At 35.4% G+C, this 18,406-nt stretch carries 17 protein-coding genes; all 17 read left to right on the top strand.

What is annotated here, in order from left to right; translation table 11 throughout:
* Positions 1-15 precede the first annotated feature (15 nt).
* Positions 16-762 (top strand): YveK family protein, encoded by a 747-nt coding sequence (locus LG330_RS15080; protein WP_404405233.1) that lies wholly within the window; start codon positions 16-18, stop codon positions 760-762.
* The gene (locus tag LG330_RS15075) at positions 752-1,447 is read left to right on the top strand and encodes a CpsD/CapB family tyrosine-protein kinase (RefSeq protein WP_404405231.1); all 696 of its coding nucleotides are present in this window, start codon (positions 752-754) and stop codon (positions 1,445-1,447) included. Before LG330_RS15080 ends, LG330_RS15075 begins: the two co-directional genes overlap by 11 nt.
* 15 nt (positions 1,448-1,462) lie before the next feature.
* Complete coding sequence (locus tag LG330_RS15070) at positions 1,463-2,236, top strand: tyrosine-protein phosphatase (RefSeq protein WP_404405229.1); 774 nt, start codon at positions 1,463-1,465, stop codon at positions 2,234-2,236.
* 315 nt (positions 2,237-2,551) lie between these two features.
* Positions 2,552-4,393 carry a polysaccharide biosynthesis protein gene (locus LG330_RS15065; RefSeq protein WP_404405227.1) on the top strand — a complete coding sequence of 614 codons (1,842 nt, stop codon included), beginning with the start codon at positions 2,552-2,554 and terminating at the stop codon, positions 4,391-4,393.
* 274 nt (positions 4,394-4,667) lie between these two features.
* On the top strand, positions 4,668-5,798 hold the full coding sequence (locus LG330_RS15060; protein ID WP_404405225.1) for a DegT/DnrJ/EryC1/StrS family aminotransferase: 1,131 nt from the start codon (positions 4,668-4,670) through the stop codon (positions 5,796-5,798).
* Positions 5,798-6,448 (top strand): sugar transferase, encoded by a 651-nt coding sequence (locus LG330_RS15055; RefSeq protein WP_404405223.1) that lies wholly within the window; start codon positions 5,798-5,800, stop codon positions 6,446-6,448. The genes LG330_RS15060 and LG330_RS15055 overlap by 1 nt, the downstream gene beginning before the upstream one ends.
* A complete protein-coding gene (locus tag LG330_RS15050; protein WP_404405221.1) occupies positions 6,438-7,055 on the top strand; it encodes an acetyltransferase in 618 nt (205 codons plus the stop codon). The genes LG330_RS15055 and LG330_RS15050 overlap by 11 nt, the downstream gene beginning before the upstream one ends.
* A gap of 2 nt (positions 7,056-7,057) precedes the next feature.
* The gene (locus tag LG330_RS15045) at positions 7,058-8,308 is read left to right on the top strand and encodes a glycosyltransferase family 4 protein (RefSeq protein WP_404405219.1); all 1,251 of its coding nucleotides are present in this window, start codon (positions 7,058-7,060) and stop codon (positions 8,306-8,308) included.
* A gap of 40 nt (positions 8,309-8,348) precedes the next feature.
* Positions 8,349-9,674 carry a nucleotide sugar dehydrogenase gene (locus LG330_RS15040; protein ID WP_404405217.1) on the top strand — a complete coding sequence of 442 codons (1,326 nt, stop codon included), beginning with the start codon at positions 8,349-8,351 and terminating at the stop codon, positions 9,672-9,674.
* Positions 9,675-9,716: 42 nt separating this feature from the next.
* Positions 9,717-10,280 carry an acyltransferase gene (locus LG330_RS15035; protein ID WP_404405215.1) on the top strand — a complete coding sequence of 188 codons (564 nt, stop codon included), beginning with the start codon at positions 9,717-9,719 and terminating at the stop codon, positions 10,278-10,280.
* 3 nt (positions 10,281-10,283) lie between these two features.
* Entirely contained in the window at positions 10,284-11,420 is a 1,137-nt protein-coding gene (locus LG330_RS15030) for a DegT/DnrJ/EryC1/StrS family aminotransferase (protein WP_404405213.1), read from the top strand.
* Positions 11,421-11,442: 22 nt separating this feature from the next.
* Positions 11,443-12,447, top strand: coding sequence for a Gfo/Idh/MocA family protein (locus tag LG330_RS15025; RefSeq protein ID WP_404409633.1), 1,005 nt, complete (start codon positions 11,443-11,445; stop codon positions 12,445-12,447).
* Positions 12,448-12,641: 194 nt separating this feature from the next.
* Positions 12,642-13,658 carry a glycosyltransferase family 1 protein gene (locus LG330_RS15020; RefSeq protein ID WP_404405211.1) on the top strand — a complete coding sequence of 339 codons (1,017 nt, stop codon included), beginning with the start codon at positions 12,642-12,644 and terminating at the stop codon, positions 13,656-13,658.
* A 13-nt stretch (positions 13,659-13,671) separates the two neighbouring features.
* Positions 13,672-15,039: a hypothetical protein gene (locus LG330_RS15015; RefSeq protein WP_404405209.1), complete on the top strand. Its 1,368-nt coding sequence runs from the start codon at positions 13,672-13,674 to the stop codon at positions 15,037-15,039.
* A gap of 26 nt (positions 15,040-15,065) precedes the next feature.
* On the top strand, positions 15,066-16,148 hold the full coding sequence (locus LG330_RS15010) for a hypothetical protein (RefSeq protein WP_404405207.1): 1,083 nt from the start codon (positions 15,066-15,068) through the stop codon (positions 16,146-16,148).
* Between the two features lie 88 nt (positions 16,149-16,236).
* Complete coding sequence (locus tag LG330_RS15005; RefSeq protein ID WP_404405205.1) at positions 16,237-17,217, top strand: NAD-dependent 4,6-dehydratase LegB; 981 nt, start codon at positions 16,237-16,239, stop codon at positions 17,215-17,217.
* Positions 17,218-17,230: 13 nt separating this feature from the next.
* A complete protein-coding gene (locus LG330_RS15000; protein ID WP_404405203.1) occupies positions 17,231-18,403 on the top strand; it encodes a LegC family aminotransferase in 1,173 nt (390 codons plus the stop codon).
* Positions 18,404-18,406: the final 3 nt, after the last annotated feature.

Raw genomic sequence — 18,406 nt, 5'->3', positions numbered from 1 at the left:
GGAGGCAACATAAACATGGAAGAAACGATTAGTCTGAAAGAATTATTTACTACCCTTAAAAAGCGGATGATGATGATCATCTCGATTGCTTTGCTAGCGGTAGTAATTGCGAGCATAGTGTCATTTTTCGTCATCACCCCAATGTATCAGTCATCTACGCAGTTATTAGTAAATCAGGAAGCGACTGAGCAGCAAAACGTTCAGGTATCCGATATACAGGCCAACCTTCAATTGATCAATACTTATAACGGCATCATTAAAAGTCCATTTATATTAGATCAGGTGGCTGAACAGATGAACGGACAGTTTACAGTTGGTCAGTTAAATCAGAAAATTACGGTTCAAAATGAGCAAAACTCTCAGATTGTAAATATCACTGTAGAAGACGAAAGCCCTTATGTAGCTGCTGATATTGCAAACAAAACAGCAGCAGTATTTCAGGCAGAAATTGCTAACCTAATGAATGTAGACAACGTTAATGTGTTATCACAAGCAGTTGTTACTGAAAATCAGGGGCCGGTCAGCCCACAGCCATTCTTAAATATGGCAATTGCGTTAGTAGTTGGTCTAATGGTTGGAGTTGGACTTGCGTTTCTCCTTGAATACCTTGATAACTCAGTTAAAACGGAGCAGGATATTGAACAGTTGCTTGATCTTCCGTTACTCGGCGTAATTGGTTCAATGGATGATAAGGCAGTTAGACAGACGTCAGGTGTAAATGCACATCAGGTACAGGCAAGGAGTGAGCGATATGGCAGCTAAGAAAAAGCAGAATAACAATCACAGTCGTAATCTGATTGCGAAGCTGAATCCGAAAGCTGTCGCTTCAGAGCAATACAGAACGATCAGAACAAATATTCAGTTCTCGGCAGTAGATCATCAAATTAAAACGATTTTAGTTACTTCTAGCGGTGCTGGTGAAGGAAAGTCTACAACGGCTGCAAATCTGGCAATTGTATTTGCTCAGCAAGGAAAAAAGACACTATTAATTGATGCGGATATGAGGAAGCCGACAGTACATTACACGTTTAATGTAATGAATGCTAAAGGATTAACAAATGTATTGACACGTCAGGCGGAGCTTGAAGATGTACGCCATGAGACTGATGTGAAGAATTTACACGTTATGTCATCTGGTCCAATTCCTCCGAACCCATCAGAGCTGCTGGGTTCACACGGGATGAATGCATTCTTAGAATATGCAAAAGAGCATTACGACATGATCGTATTCGACACACCGCCAGTCCTTGCTGTAACAGACGCACAGATCTTAGCGAACCAGTGTGACGGTTCCATCCTTGTTGTCAGATCACGTGTAGCAGATAAGGAACGTGCGATGAAAGCGAAAGAACTGCTGACTTCAGCGAAAGCACGCATTCTTGGCGCAGTTCTGAATGACAAGAAGATGGAAGGCGGAGACGAGTATTACTATTACTATGGAAACTAAGCGTGGAGACACTCAATGATTGATATCCATTGTCATATCCTGCCGGGTGTAGATGACGGCGCGCAGGATTATCATGATTCTCTTAAAATGGCGAACCAGGCTGTGCAAAATGGGATTACGCATATTATTGCGACCCCTCACCATCAGACAAGAAGATTTCAGAATGAGGCGCAGAACGTTATTGAAGCTGTCGCTGATTTAAATGAATACTTTCAGGATCATCAGGTTGATCTCAAAGTTCATCCGGGTCAGGAAATCAGACTGTACGGTGAAATCGTTGCTGAACTGAAATCAGGGCTGGACCTGCCAATCGCTTCAGCAGATAATCCGTACGTACTCGTTGAATTCCCATCCAGTCAGGTGCCTGCATTCGCTGAGCGTGTGCTATATGAAATGTTGGTAGAAGGCTACCGTCCGATCATCGCACACCCTGAGCGTAACAGTGCGATCGTAGAGGACCCTGAAAAGCTTTACCAGCTGATCAATCAGGGAGCGATCGCCCAGTTGACAGCGGCAAGCCTTGCAGGTGAATTCAACAAGTCAGTCCAGCGTTTCTCCATGGAACTAATCGAATCAAATCTCGTGCACGTGATTGCCTCCGATGCACATAATACAGACTTTAGAGGTTTTGCGAATCAGAAAGCTTATGAGCTGCTTGATCAGAAGTTTGGTCTGGCAGAGCAATTTCAGATGAATGCGCAGAATATTATGGAAGGAAAGCAGATTATCTCTGCTCCACCATCAGCAATTCAAAAGAAAGGCTTTTTTGCAAAACTGCTTAATAGATAAGGGCGCTTTTATAGCGTCTTTTTTTATTTGGATTTCGCCAAATTTTAATCATAGTAGTATTTGCACAGCTTATTCAATGAAGTGTATCCAACTTTTTACGTGTTATTGCAATGAAAACGCTTAATACCCCTGAAACGTAAATATTAAACCATTTTTTACATAAATAACTGGAAAAACTCTATTTTTTATTTAGGACCTGTGATAACATTGTATAAGAAAAAAGTCGAACAAAGTACTATTTATGTCATATATAAATAATATTATGGTTATACCATCTGCAACTTTCGACGTCGGATAATAGAAAGGCGGTACATCATGACCTATCAGAAACGTTTAGCCGGTCTTATGCTGATCGATTCATCAATTGTCATTTTATCAATTTTTATCAGTTATTATTTCTTTTTGCCATTCGGTGACCTATACGGAATTGGCAGCGATCAGAATATGAATGTACTCGTGACAAGCTCGATTCTTCTATTAATTACCCATCACATCTTCGCTCACGTCTTCGGTCTATATAAGAGAGTCTGGCAGTATTCAAGTCTGAATGAACTGCTTGGACTTGTAAAAGCTGTTACCTTGTCAATCATTGTTGTTACAGTCTATCAGCTAATCTTTTCAAGCTCACTCTACACAAGAACACTCTTAATCACTTGGATGCTGCATGTTCTATTACTAGGCGGAGTCAGATTCAGCTGGCGCATGTACCGCGATACATATTTCCGTCCTGTTAAAAACCGTAAGCGGACGCTGATTATTGGAGCGGGTGCTGCCGGTTCATTGATTTTGAGAGAACTGAATCAAAATCAGAGTTCTGAACTTCAACCTGTTGGATTTATTGATGATGATAGAACAAAGCATCACTTAGAAATTCATGGTGTGCCTGTATATGGTGGGGTTGAACGTATTGAAGATGTGGTAGAAGGACAACAAATTGAGCACATCATTATTGCAATCCCTTCACTGGACAGAGCTGGCATTAAGCGGATTTTTGCAGAATGTGCAAAAACCAAAGCAGAAACAAAAATCCTGCCACTCTTTGGCGACCTGGCATCAGGACGTATTGAAGTAAATGCAATCCGCGAAGTGCAGGTAGAAGACTTACTCGGCCGTGATCCGGTTGAACTGGATATGCACAAGATCTCTGAAGACTTAACAGGAAAAACGATCCTAGTTACCGGTGCAGGCGGTTCGATTGGTTCAGAAATCTCCCGTCAGGTATGCAGGTTCTCGCCTTCTAAACTGATCTTACTTGGTCATGGTGAAAACTCTATCTATAAGATTGACATGGAGTTGCGCAGTCAGTTCGCTGATCAGATTGACATTGTGCCAACGATTGCAGATGTCCAGGACGGGGACCGTATCCTTGCAGTCATGCAGGAACACAAGCCTGACGTTGTCTATCATGCAGCGGCACATAAGCACGTACCATTAATGGAAGCCAATCCATTTGAAGCGGTTAAAAATAATATCTTCGGTACAAAAAATGTTGCAACAGCTGCACATGAAGCAGGGGTAGGACATTTTGTACTTGTCTCTACCGATAAAGCAGTCAACCCTCCTAATGTGATGGGAGCAACGAAGCGCTTTGCTGAAATGATTATTCAGAACCTCGCTGAAGAGAGCGATACAGTTTTTGCAGCGGTTCGATTTGGAAATGTATTAGGCTCACGTGGCAGTGTGATTCCGTTGTTTAAAAGACAGATCGCTGCTGGTGGTCCTGTGACAGTAACGGATCCAAGAATGACACGTTATTTTATGACAATCCCTGAAGCATCAAGGCTTGTCATTCAGGCAGGCACACTCGCACGTGGTGGGGAAGTATTTGTGCTTGATATGGGTGAGCCGGTGAAGATTGTGGATCTGGCGAAGAACTTGATCCGGTTATCCGGTTATACAGAAGAAGAGATTCCGCTCAAGTACGCAGGGATGCGCCCTGGTGAGAAGCTTTATGAGGAATTGCTAAATGAAGATGAAGTGCAGGATAAGCAGGTATTTGAGAAGATTTTTATTGGGAAGGCAGTTCCGGTTTCAAATGTTGAGATGGAGTTGCTGCTCAGAGATATTGAGCATTCGAATGAGGCGCAGCTGAAAGAGATTTTGATTGGGGTTGCGAATCGGAAGAATGTGGAGCGGTTGAAGATTAAGAGTAGTTGAATGCGAAGTTTGGACATGTCTCCTATTCCAGTATCAGGGGAGGCACTCGGTCACCAGGTGGGGTTCAGTTCCTTAGACGCGTATGTTGTCAGACTGGTGGTGTGAGGGTGGGTTGGATGCCTAGATAGTTTAATAAGTAAAGAAGGGTTTCTATTTAGAAACCTTTCTTTTAAATTTAAAAAGCTTAACAGATTAGCAGTCTTATAAACATTTTTATATGAGTGCTAATCTTTTAATATTCAAATTCTCTTGAGTAAAGGAATGGTTATTTCTAATGGGAAAAACGAAAGTAAACAATAGAATTTTTCTTTCATCACCTCATATGAGCGACGAAGGATATGAGATGGAATATGTACAGGAAGCATTTGATTCGAACTGGATTGCACCACTAGGAACAAACGTAAATGAATTTGAAAATGAACTCGCTGCAAAAGTAGGCTCTAAAGCAGCTGCAGCATTAACTTCTGGTACTGCAGCTATTCACTTAGCTTTAAAAGCAGCAGGTGTAGGAGCAGGAGATATTGTATTTTGTCCAACTTTAACATTTTCAGCAACTGCTAATCCGATCATGTATCAGAATGCGGTTCCGGTATTTATAGATAGTAATGAAGAAACGTGGAACATCTGCCCAAATGCGCTTGAAGAAGCTTTCAAAAAGTACCCTGAAGTTAAAGCCGTAATCGTTGTTCATTTATATGGACTTTCAGCTGATATGGGTCGGGTTATGGAGATCTGTAACAAGCGCAATGTAGCAGTCATTGAGGATGCTGCTGAATCTTTAGGTGGTTATTACAAAGGACAGCATACCGGCACGTTTGGTGACTATGGAATCTTTTCATTCAACGGAAATAAGATCATAACTACTTCCGGTGGAGGTATGCTTGTTTCTAATAATGAAGAAAAAATTGCAAAAGCAAGGTTCTGGGCTACACAGTCCAGGGATCAGGCAAGACATTATCAGCACAGTGAGCTTGGGTTTAATTACCGGATGAGTAATGTAGTAGCTGGAATTGGCAGAGGGCAGTTAAAAGTTCTTGAGCAAAGAGTAGAAAAGAAAAAATACATTTTTGAGTTCTACAAACGTGAGTTAGGAGAACTTAAAGGGGTCGAGTTTATGCCGGTAAATGAGTGGGATGAACCAAATTATTGGCTAAGTGCTTTAAAGCTTACTGGTAGTTTAAAACCTATAAATATATTTGAAGCCCTAGAAAAAGAGAATATTGAGTCCCGTCCTGTATGGAAACCGATGCATATGCAGCCGTTTTTTGAGAAGTATGATTTTGTTGGAAGTGGCGTATCGCAGAAATTGTTTGAGGATGGCGTTTGTTTGCCAAGTGATACAAAGATGACAGATGAAGAATTGAAAAGAGTTACTGATACAGTGAAAGGGTTGTGGAATAGCTAATGCAACAGTTGAATGGCGGTTTTTACAGAAGATTTTTTAAACGTCCGATGGATGTTTGCTTATCTCTTACAGCGATTACTGTATTGAGTCCGGTGATTGTCATCACAGCAGTGCTTGTAAAGAAGAAACTGGGTAGTCCTGTGTTGTTTACTCAAGAGCGACCCGGTATGAATGAAGAAATCTTTAAGATGTATAAGTTTCGGACTATGACAGATGAGAGAGATGAGAGTGGGGAGCTACTTTCTGACCAAGTGCGACTTACAAAGTTCGGACAGTTTCTAAGATCTACTTCACTTGATGAGTTACCTGAGCTTTTTAATATTCTTAGAGGTGATATGTCTGTCATCGGACCGAGGCCTTTGCTTGTTCAGTATCTACAACTATATAGCAATCATCAAAAAAGAAGGCATAAGGTTAGACCGGGGCTTTCTGGGCTTGCTCAAGTAAGTGGAAGGAATGCGATTAGTTGGGAAGAGAAGTTTGATTTAGACGTGAAGTATGTTGAAAACATTAGTTTTATTAGAGATTGGAAGTTGATCTTTTTAACATTAAAAAAGGTTTTTGTGAGAGAAGGAATCAACTCTGAAACTGCTGCAACGATGGAGCCATTCAAAGGGTCTGAAGAAAGAACAGTAAGCTATGAAAAATAAGCTTTTAATTATTGGAGCCAGTGGTCACGGAAAAGTAGTTGCAGATATAGCGCTTGGAATGGGGAATTGGGATACAGTTGCTTTTCTTGATGATAATCCTGCGGTTACCTCTTCTCTAGGTCTTGAAGTAATAGGCTCTTCTGAGGATATTGAGAGTCTTATAAATGATCATGATTTTTTTGTAGGTATTGGGGATAATATTATTAGAAAAAAAGTTTACGAGAAATTAGAAAACTTAGGTGCAAGTATACCTGTACTTGTTCACCCGAGTGCCATTGTTGGTCGTGAAGTAACAATTGAAAGTGGAACGGTTTTGATGGCTGGTGCAATTGTGAATTGTTCAACGAGGATTGGTAGAGGATGTATTGTTAATACTGGGGCTACTGTTGATCATGATAATTCGATTGGGGATTATGTTCATGTTTCGCCGGGGGTTCATTTGGCTGGTACAGTGAGTGTTGGTGATGAATCTTGGATAGGTCTTGGGAGTAAAATTAAGAACAATTTAAGTATTACCTCTAAAGTAACAGTGGGTGCTGGAGGTGTTGTTATTGAGAATTTAACACACTCTGGAGTGTACGTTGGCATTCCGGTTAGGAGAATTTAATTGTGAAAAAAAATATTTGGATATGGAATCATTATGCTACTAATATGTATAAGGACCAAGGTGGTAGGCATTATTGGTTTGCAGAGAATTTGATGAAAAAAGGATATGACACCACAATTTTTTGTGCATCCACTGTTCATAATTCAGACGAAAATTTTAATACAGGTAATAAGTTGTTCACAAAGGAATTTGCTAATAAAGTTCCATTTGTATTTATTAAAACTCCAAGTTATAACAATGGAAAGCAACGTGTTAAAAATATGCTTATCTTCTTTAATAACATTATTAAAGTAGCGAAAGAGTTTGCAAAAAAAAATGGTAAACCGGATGTGATTTTGGCGTCGAGTGTTCACCCATTGACTTTAGTAGCAGGAATAAAAGTTGCAAAAAAGTTTGGTATACCTTGTATTTGTGAAGTGAGAGATCTTTGGCCAGAAACGCTAGTAGAATACGGTTCATTAAAAAAGAATAGAATTCTTACGAAAATCTTATACATGGGTGAAAAGTGGATTTATAAAAATGCTGATAAACTAATCTTCACAATGGAAGGCGGTAAAGATTACATTATCAATAATAAATGGGATAAAAGTAATGGAGGTCCTGTCGACCTAAAAAAGGTTTATTATGTAAACAATGGAGTAGATTTAACAAGTTTCGAGAAAAACCTAATAGAAAATACGTTTATTGATAAAGATCTTGATGATGATTCTTGCTTCAAGGTAGTATACACAGGAACCATAGGTAAAGCTAATAATGTAATGAAAATTATAAAAGTAGCGAAACATCTTGTGAATAATAATAAAGAGTCAATTAAATTCATTATTTATGGTGATGGACCTCAAAAAGAAGAACTGATTAATTATTGCAAAGTCAATAAAATCAATAATGTTGTCTTCAAAGGAAGAGTCAAGAAGTCTAGCATCCCTCATATATTGAATAAATCAGATTTAAATATTCTCATATTTGAGCAAAACAATTTGAAAAATTATGGGGCAAGTTTAAATAAGTTATTTGAATACTTAGCCAGCGGTAAGCCTGTAATTTCAGACTGTGAGTTCGGATACGATATTATAAAGAGCTATCAATGCGGCTGGGTACTTAATAATGGAAGTGAAAAAGAAATCGCCAAGAAGATAGTTGAAATATCTAAATTACCAAAAAATGAGTATAATGACTATTGTGAAAATGCAGTAGTTGCTGCAAAAGATTTTGATTTTAAAGTACTAACAATTAAATTAGAGGACGTTATTTAAGATAATTTATTATTAACCAATCTTAAGGAGAGAATATAAAATGGGGAAAGTACTAACTGAGAGTAATATTAAACAAAGGTTATTGAATAAAGATGCAAAGCTGGGTGTAATAGGATTAGGGTATGTTGGATTACCTTTAGCTGTTGAAAAAGCAAAAGCCGGCTACCAAACAGTTGGTTTTGATGTACAGGAATCGAAGGTAGATATGGTTAATAAAGGTGAAAACTATATTGGTGACGTAGTGAATGAAGATTTGAAATATCTTGTTGATAAAGGCTTAATCTCAGCAACATCTGATTTTTCACAAGTAGCTAGCGCAGATTGTGTAAGTATATGTGTACCGACACCCTTAGACAAATACCAACAACCAGATCTTACTTATGTAAAAGCTTCTGCTGAGAGTATTGTTCCATACATGCATAAAGACATGTTAATTGTTTTAGAGTCGACGACTTATCCTGGTACAACTGAGGAGCTATTGAAACCAATCCTAGAAAAGTCTGGTTTGAAATGCGGAGAAGACTTTTTCTTAGCTTATTCTCCTGAAAGAGTCGATCCAGGTAATTTAAAATTCAAAACTAAGAATACTCCAAAAGTGGTTGGTGGGATAACTGAAAATTGTACTGAAGTAGCAGCTGCATTGTATGAGAGTATTTTAGAAGCTCCTGTTCATAAGGTTTCTTCTCCAGCAGTAGCAGAAATGGAAAAAATCCTAGAAAATATTTATCGTAATATTAATATTGGTCTTGTAAATGAGCTTGCTATTTTAAGTAACAAAATGGGTATTAATTTCTGGGAAGTAATTGATGCTGCAAAGAGTAAACCTTATGGATTCCAAGCATTTTATCCAGGTCCAGGTCTTGGAGGACATTGTATTCCTTTAGATCCTTATTATCTATCTTGGAAAGCTCGTGAATATGGTTTCCATACTTCAATGATTGAATCATCTATGATGATTAATGATCGGATGCCAGAATATTGCGTAGAAAGAGCAAGTAAAATACTTAATAAGCAAAAGAAGGCATTAAACGGTTCGAAGGTTCTTGTTTTAGGGGTTGCATATAAACAAGATATTGATGACTACAGAGAAAGTGCAGCTCTCAAAGTTATTGAAGAGCTAGAAAAAGAAGGCGCAGAAACATCTTACTTCGACCCATTTGTCCCTGAGTATAATGATCATGGTAATATTAAAATTGGTGAAGATGAACTAACAGTTGAATTGCTTCAAGCTCATGATCTTGTGATGGTCACTACAGCACACACAAATATTGATTATAATTTTGTACAAGAAAATGCTCAAGCAATCTTTGATACGAAAAACGCAATGAAGGATATTAAGAATAGAAATAATATTGAATTACTCTAGAAGGCCCTGGTGAGGGTCTTTTTTCTGAAGGAGGTAAGACTATTGAATTACTTTGTTCACGAAAGTAGTTATGTAGACAATAATGTTGAAATCGGAGAGGGAACAAAAGTATGGCATTTCAGTCATATACATAATGGAGTTAAGATTGGATCAGGATGTTCTTTAGGTCAAAACGTTAACGTTGGCAATAATGTTACTATTGGCAATGGTGTTAAAGTGCAAAATAATGTATCTGTTTATGAAGGTGTAGAGCTTGAAGATTATGTTTTCTGTGGGCCTTCCATGGTTTTTACAAATGATTTAACACCAAGAAGCAAGTATCCTAAAGGAAGTGGAGCTTACAAACCTACCCTAGTTAAATATGGAGCATCTATCGGTGCTAATGCAACTGTTGTTTGTGGTAACACGATCGGCAAATGGGCAATGGTTGCATCAGGAGCTGTTGTGACAAAAGATGTACCTGACTATGCCCTAGTTGCTGGAGTCCCGGCAAAACAGATTGGCTGGGTTTGTGAATGTGGGAACCGATTAGAAGATGATTTAAAGTGTAAAGAATGTGGACGAACATATGAAATAACAAATGAACAACTTATAGAAAAGAGGTAGCTTATGCAATTCAGAGATTTAAGTACTCAATACACTATATATAAAAATGAGATAGATGAAGCGATTCAAAATGTATTAAATAAAGGACAATTTATTGGCGGAAAACCAGTTACTGAACTTGAAAATCAGTTAGCAGAATATGTCGGGGTAAAACATTGTATTACCTGTGCTAATGGAACAGATGCACTATCACTTGTGTTAATGGCTTGGGATGTCAAAGAGGGAGATGCAGTTTTTGTTCCGGATTTCACATTCTTTTCAACAGGAGAAGTAGTTTCGTATAACGAGGCTACACCTATTTTTGTTGATGTTAATGAAAAAACTTTTAATATTGATATAAATAAACTTGAAATTGCTATCAAGCGAGTTTTGGATGAAGGTAAATTAAGTCCAAAAGTGATTATCCCAGTAGATTTATTTGGTCTCCCAGCAAATTATACTGAAATTGAAAAACTAGCAAAAAAATACGATTTACTTGTACTTGAAGATGGTGCTCAAGGGTTTGGTGGTAAAATCAACGGTCAGATGGCTTGTAGCTTTGGTGATGCAGCTACAACTTCATTCTTTCCTGCGAAACCTTTAGGCTGCTATGGAGACGGAGGCGCTATTTTCACCAATAATGATGAAACAGCGGAGCTTCTTCGTTCATACAAGGTTCACGGTAAAGGGCATGACAAATATGATAATGTAAGAATAGGAGTAAACTCCAGGCTCGATACTATTCAGGCTGCAATTTTAAAAGTGAAATTTAAAGCTTTTAAAGAAAAAGAGTTAGATGCAGTGAATTGGGCGTTTGAAGTCTATACAAATAATTTAAAGGATATTGTTGAAACTCCTTTTATTCCAGAAGGTTATTACTCAAGCTTTGCTCAGTATACAATTAAGCTTGACTCAAAAGAAGAAAGAGACGCACTCCAGCAAACTCTTAAAGAAAATGATATTCCAAGTATGGTTTACTATGTTAAACCAATGCACTCACAGGGAGCATTTTCTAACTTATTATTTGCTGAAGATGATTTTACCGTAACAAATCAACTTTGCAACACTGTGCTATCTTTACCAATGCACCCATATTTAAAAGAAGAAGAAATTAATGAAGTTTGTCACGTGATTAAGGAATTCATCAGTTTAAAAGTTTAATAATTATATAAGCGAGGTAATGATAGTGAATTTTGCAATAGTAGGTTGTGGATTTATAGCCAAAAAACACGCTTCAGCAATTAACAACATTCAAGATGCAAATCTTGTAGCAGTCTGTGATAAAGTTCCATCGGCAATGACTTTTTATAAAGAAGAGTATGGTGCTAGAACATATACTGAATTAAATGAAATGCTTAATATAGAAGAGATTGATATCGTTTGCATCTGTACACCGAGTGGGTTACATGCCCCACTTGCGATTCAAATTGCAAACGCTAAAAAACATATTGTTATAGAGAAGCCAATTGCAATGACAATTGAAGATACAGACAAAATTATTGATACATGCAAAAAAAATGAAGTTAAATTAACAGTGGTTCATCCAAACAGATATAGACCTGTTGTTAGAGAATTGAAATCAATATTAGATAATGGTTTGCTAGGAAAAATAAGTCATGGAAGCTGTATAGTAAATTGGAATAGAAACCAGGATTACTATGATCAGGCTCTTTGGAGAGGTACAAAAGAACATGATGGTGGAGTATTGATGAATCAGGCTATTCATAATCTTGATCTTCTTTTGTGGTTTATGGGGAAGCCGCAACAAGTATTAAGTATGGAAGCAACGAGGCTAAGAGACATACAAGCTGAGGATGTTTCTGTCGGTATCGTGAGGTTCGAATCTGGAGCGCTTGCTACAGTCGAGGCATCCACTACTGTTTACCCTAAAAACTTTGAAGAATCAATTACTATCTTTGGAGAAAAAGGTACTGTGAAAATAGGTGGTTCAAACGCACTTTATTTTGAGCATTTAGCACTAGAAAGTAAAAGTGAAGATGAAATTTTACTACTAATGGAAAAAATAAAGAAAGACCCTTGGGGGATACCCGGCCATCAATGGATAATTGAAGATATCATTAAAGCGATCGAAGAAGATAAGGATCCTGCTGTTACTGGTGAAGATGGAAAAAGAGCACTTGAACTTGTGTTAACCTTTTATGAATCAGCTAAAAACTTAAAAGTATAAATAGTGATTATAATACATGTAATGGAAATAGGCAGAAGTCAATAATATCATTTTGTTATATAATGTAATATAAAAAAGCATTTCAGAGCATTTATGTACTAGAGGTGAATCAAAATTCCCCGTAATTTGACTCTTAGGAGAAAGAGCAAAAGAATAGTTATCTTTTAGTTTAGAGAGTGTAAAGGAGATATATAATGAGAGTTTTTAATGGAGTTAGTGGAACTAGCCTACAGTCTACAAAGGCCCTATCTGAGTCTTTAAAAAAAATGAATAATAAATCAAAAATAATTATATACAGAGAAAATAGGCTACTAAAAGATTTAGAAGATTATAATTTAAACATAGATACAAAAAATATTATTTTATATCCGATATATGCTTTAAGGATTATTAAACTCTTTATAAATAGTATTAAAGAATTTGATGTATTTCATTTCCACAGTGGACATTCAATCCTTCCAAATAATATAGATCTAGTATTCTTAAAAATTTTCAAGAAAAAAGTTTTCATGGAATATCATGGTTCGGAGATAAGAAGAGAAGCAATATTTAATAAAAAAAACACCCATGGTATTGATATAGGTTGTTTGAAAGAAGAAAAATCATATAAACTTCAAAAAAGAATTTCAAAACATGTGAATGGAATAATTGTACACGACATGGAACTCGATGAACAATTATTTGATCTTCGAGTAAAAAAATACGAACTGCCCTTGAGAATAAATGTAAATAATATCAAGGCAAGTTATCCTATAAAAAAAAGTGAAATTATTATTGTGCATGCTCCAAGTAAAAGAGGGAAAAAAGGAACTGAATTTTTGATTGAAGCTATAAAAAATTTAGAAAATAATTACAATATAAAATTAATACTTATTGAAAATGTTAGTTATAAAGAGGCTTTAAAAATATATGAAAAAGCAGATATAATTGTGGATCAACTATTAATCGGTACTTATGGCATGTTTTCAATAGAGGCTATGGCATTAGGAAAACCAGTGATAACGTATCTTCGAGAAGACTTAGTTGCATCTTTCCCTAATGATCTACCTATATACAACAGTAATATATTTAACATTGAGAAAGACTTAGAATTGTTAATTAAAAATCCTGATTTAAGATACGAAATTGGTGTTAAGTGCAGAAAATACGTTGAAAAATATCATGATAGTGATAAATTAGCTAAAAAAGCTATAGAGATCTACAGTGAATGATTGAGGAGGAAATATGACGGAAATCAAAAAAATATGTAAATCTTTATTTGAAATGGAAAGTAGCTTGTCATTATTTGATTTGCGAATCCATGGAATAGAAATTTGGAAAGTAATTAGACATCCATTATTTTTAGAAATAATAAAACAAAAAGATTTAAATAATTCTCCACATTTTATCCAAAGCAAAAGAAAGAAAATGTATACAATTCCAAATAAAATATATAATTCCTTTTTTAGGAACCCCTTAATAGGAAACTATTCAATATCGAATATAGTTTTTGAATCTCCGAGAAAAAAACTATTTAATGGAGAATTCATTGATATTTATACTTATGATGTTCTAAATAAATTACAATCTTCAAATGTCGAAATTATTGATTCTGCTTTTAAAGATAAATACATTTCAAAAGATAAAAAAAATAGGAAATATTTAGATTATATTTATCTCAATTCTCTAATTTCTCAAAAAATAAGTAATAAAAAGAATTTTGTATTACCTGCAGATATTGAGAAAAAAATAGCATTAATAGAGTTTGAATTAAATGTTTCATTAAAAGTTGAAATTGACTTGAAAAAATTTTTAAAGCCCCACTTAATTAAATACATGGCAAATTACAAATTATATTATAAATTATTTGAAAGAAGAAAACCTAAAAAAATATATATTGTTTGCTCTTATGGAAAAGAAGCATTAATTCAAGCTGCAAAAGATAATATGTGTGAGGTTATAGAGGTACAGCATGGAGTCATTTCACCATACCATTTAGGCTATAATTTCCCTAGAAATGTTCGTATAAATTCATTTCCAGACAAAGTTATTTTATGGGGAGATTATTGGAAAGATGTTGTTAATTTTCCTATCGATGGAAATCATTTAATTGTTCAAAGGAATACATATTTATATGGTCAGTTTAATGAATGTAGGACTATTAAAAAAAATGAGAATCAAGTAATAGTCTTATCACAAGGTACTATTGGCGAAAAGCTGTCTGAGTTAATGTATGAAGTTATAAAAAACTTACCTAGTTTTCAATTTATTTATAAATTACATCCTAGTGAATTTGGAGATGAATTAACTGTTTATCCATTTTTAGAAAAGATGAAGACTTTAGAAAATTGCAGATTAGTGGGGGATTCTCAATCATTGCATAACTTACTTGCTAAATCTAAGTATCAAATAGGTGTGAATTCAACTGCTATTTATGAAGGTATAGAATTAGGCTGTAAGACAGTAATTGTTGATTTGCCGGGTCATGAACATTTAGAAGAAGTATATAATAAAAAACTGGCTAAATTAGTAAAAAATAAAGAAGAGATAACAATTGAACTAAGAAAAGAATCAAACTATAAAAGCGTTAATAAAGGATACTTTTTTAAATAATTTTAAAGTTATACGTGAGGAAATAAATGAAAAAAAATACTTTATCTATCATAAACATGCCTATTCTTCTGTTTAATTTGTATATTTCTAGTACTTTTGGCACTCTAATTTTAAATAGTCCTATAATAGATATTTTGATGTATGCTAGTGGAATTGGATTATTTATTGTCATGTCTTTGAAAATTAGTAAATATCATATTCATCTTTATATAATTATGTTCTTATTAATACTAGTTTTTTTCTTGAATATTGCATTTTTTAGTAGTACTTTAAATGGTATTGCTCATATTGTAAAAATATTCCCTGCTGTAGGTGGAGCTATTTTCTTATTAAACGGGTATTTGAACAAATACAATGCTTTAATCTTACTATTATTACCAACAATATATTTTATTGTAAGTATACTAGTTGGCATTGATCCGAATCAGGTTTTTCATAGTACAAGCAGAAATATGATATCTGTTGTCATGTTATTTTTTACGGCACTGTATTACATTTCATTAAATACAATAGAAAAACCTCCAATAATTCCCGCATTTATGCTGGTTCTAATATCCATTTGGGCTACAGGTAGATCGGGTGTTTTTGCTAGTATAATACTTTTGTTAGGAATAGTTTATATTAGATATTCTAAAAGCATATTAAATAAGATATTTATTTTTTGTTTGTTAATATCGTCTAGTGTTTATCTTTTAAATAATAATAGTCTCATTTTAAATTTTTTCACAGAGTATCGATTTGAACCAGACCTTTTGCTTAAAGATCCTCGATTTGAAATATGGGATAATTACTTTAAGAATGTGAGTTTCGGGAATTTTTTATTAGGGAGCGACTGGAGAGACAATATTCTATATTTTAGCGGTTCTGGTAATGTTCACAACAGTTATATAAATTCTATTATCCGATTTGGTTTTTCTTCTATAGTAATATTTGCTTACATTTTATTAGGTCTGATTATCGCATTTAAAAGAAATATATTATTTTTTATTCTCATTATCTCTATATTAATTAGAAGTGTTACTGACACTATTATACTGTTCGGGATGTTTGATTTTATCTTGTTTTTCTTAGTTTCTAAGGTAATTATAGATAAAAAATTAAGTCATTAAATATGGACGAACTGTGAGTTTTTTAAAATCATTTGATTAAGTTATAAAATTAATTACCAATAGAAATTACTTATAGGAGGAAAAATTAATGACAAAAATTTTAGTAACCGGTGCAGACGGTTTCATAGGGAGCCACTTAACTGAACAATTGGTGAAAGAAGGACACAATGTAAAAGCATTTGCTTATTACAACTCTTTTAACTCATGGGGATGGTTAGACTCATTACCAAAAGAAATTCTAAATGAAATCGAAGTATTCACCGGAGATATCCGAGATCCAAATGGTGTAAAAGAATCTATGAAAGGAATGGAAGAAATTTATCATCTTGCAGCTTTAATTGCTATCCCATTTAGTTATCATTCTCCGGATACATATGTGGATACAAACATCAAAGGTACACTTAATGTTCTCCAGGCGGCGCGTGAGCTGGATACATCAAGGTTGTTAATCACTTCTACATCTGAAGTTTATGGGACAGCACAGTATGTGCCAATAGATGAGAACCATCCTTATCAGGGACAATCACCATACTCGGCAACTAAGATTGGTGCTGACCGATTAGCTGAATCATTCTACAGAAGCTTTAATATGCCAATCACAATCGTCCGTCCATTTAATACTTATGGTCCGCGCCAGTCTGCACGAGCAGTTATCCCGACGATCATTACTCAATTATTAGCAGGCAAAACTGAAATCGAATTGGGGTCTCTAACTCCAACAAGAGATTTTAACTTTGTTAAAGACACAGCAAATGGGTTTATTGAAATTGCCAAATCAGAAAAAACAATTGGAGAAGAGATTAACATTGCCACACAGGACGAGATTTCAATCGGTCAATTAGCGGAAGAGTTAATCAGACAGATTAATCCTGCTGCAAAAATCATTTGTGATGAGCAACGATTAAGACCTGAAAACAGTGAAGTTAATAGACTGCTGGGATCTAATGAAAAAATTAAGAGTTTAACAAATTGGTCACCACAATATACATTTGAAGAAGGTCTGGCAGAAACTATTGAGTTCTTTAAAGACAATCTTTCAAAGTATAAAGCAGATATTTATAACATCTAGGAGGAAACCTACAGTGACTCAAAAATTTATTCCTCTCTCAGTTCCAAATTTAAAAGGAAATGAGTTGAAATATGTGACCCACGCCGTTCAGACGGAGTGGGTTTCAACAGGTGGAGCTTATATCGATGAATTTGAACAAAAGATTGCTGAATACGTAAAAGTTAAAGGTGCTGTATCTTGTCAAAATGGTACATCCGGCCTCCATATTGCTTTACAGGTTTGTGGTGTGACGAATCAGGATGAAGTAATTGTTCCCACACTAACGTTCATAGCTGCAGTTAATCCAGTCAAGTACATTGGAGCGGAACCAATATTTATGGATTGCGACGATTCCCTTTGTATTGATCCCGAAAAGATTAAACAGTTTTGTGAGAATGAATGTCGTTTTGTTGATGGAAAACTCATTAACAATCAGACCGGCAAACACATCAAAGCTTTAATAGTGGTACATGTTTTTGGGAATATGTGTGATATGGAAAAAATTCAGAAGTTAGCCGAAACATATAACCTTGTAGTAATCGAAGATGCGACTGAAGCGCTTGGTTCATATTATACTGAAGGGCTTTATAAAGGTCAGTATGCCGGAACAATAGGAACAGTTGGTGTTTATTCTTTTAATGGTAATAAGATCATGACGACTGGTGGCGGTGGAATGATGGTATCTAATGATGAAGAGATCATTAGACAATCAAAGCATCTTACAACTCAGGCTAAAAGTGATGAACTGTTTTATACTCATGATGAAATTGGTTATAATTACCGGATGACTAACTTGCAGGCTGCACTAGGTCTCGCCCAATTGGAGAAACTTGAAGAATTTATTCAAACTAAATCGGATAATTTCCAGCGTTATAAGCAAGGACTGGAACCACTGCCTGGACTTTCACTGTTGAATTTTGATCCCAATATTCGTTCTAATCATTGGTTTTATGCTTTAGAAATCGAGGATGAAATTAAATATGATCGACGTGACCTCATTCGCTTCTTAGGGGATGGAAGTATTCAGGCACGACCTATCTGGGATTTAATCCATGAACAAAAGCCTTATAAAATGAATCAGTCTTATAAAATTGAAAAAGCGCCATATTACTTAAAAAGAATTATTAACATTCCATGTAGTTCAAATCTTTCACACAGTGACGTGGATCAAGTGTTAGCGAAATTAGAAGAGTATACAACAAATTAACGA

This window comes from Jeotgalibacillus malaysiensis (genome assembly GCF_044789845.1).
Taxonomy (GTDB): domain Bacteria; phylum Bacillota; class Bacilli; order Bacillales; family Jeotgalibacillaceae; genus Jeotgalibacillus; species Jeotgalibacillus malaysiensis_A.
This window is presented reverse-complemented; position numbering and strand designations above follow the sequence as displayed.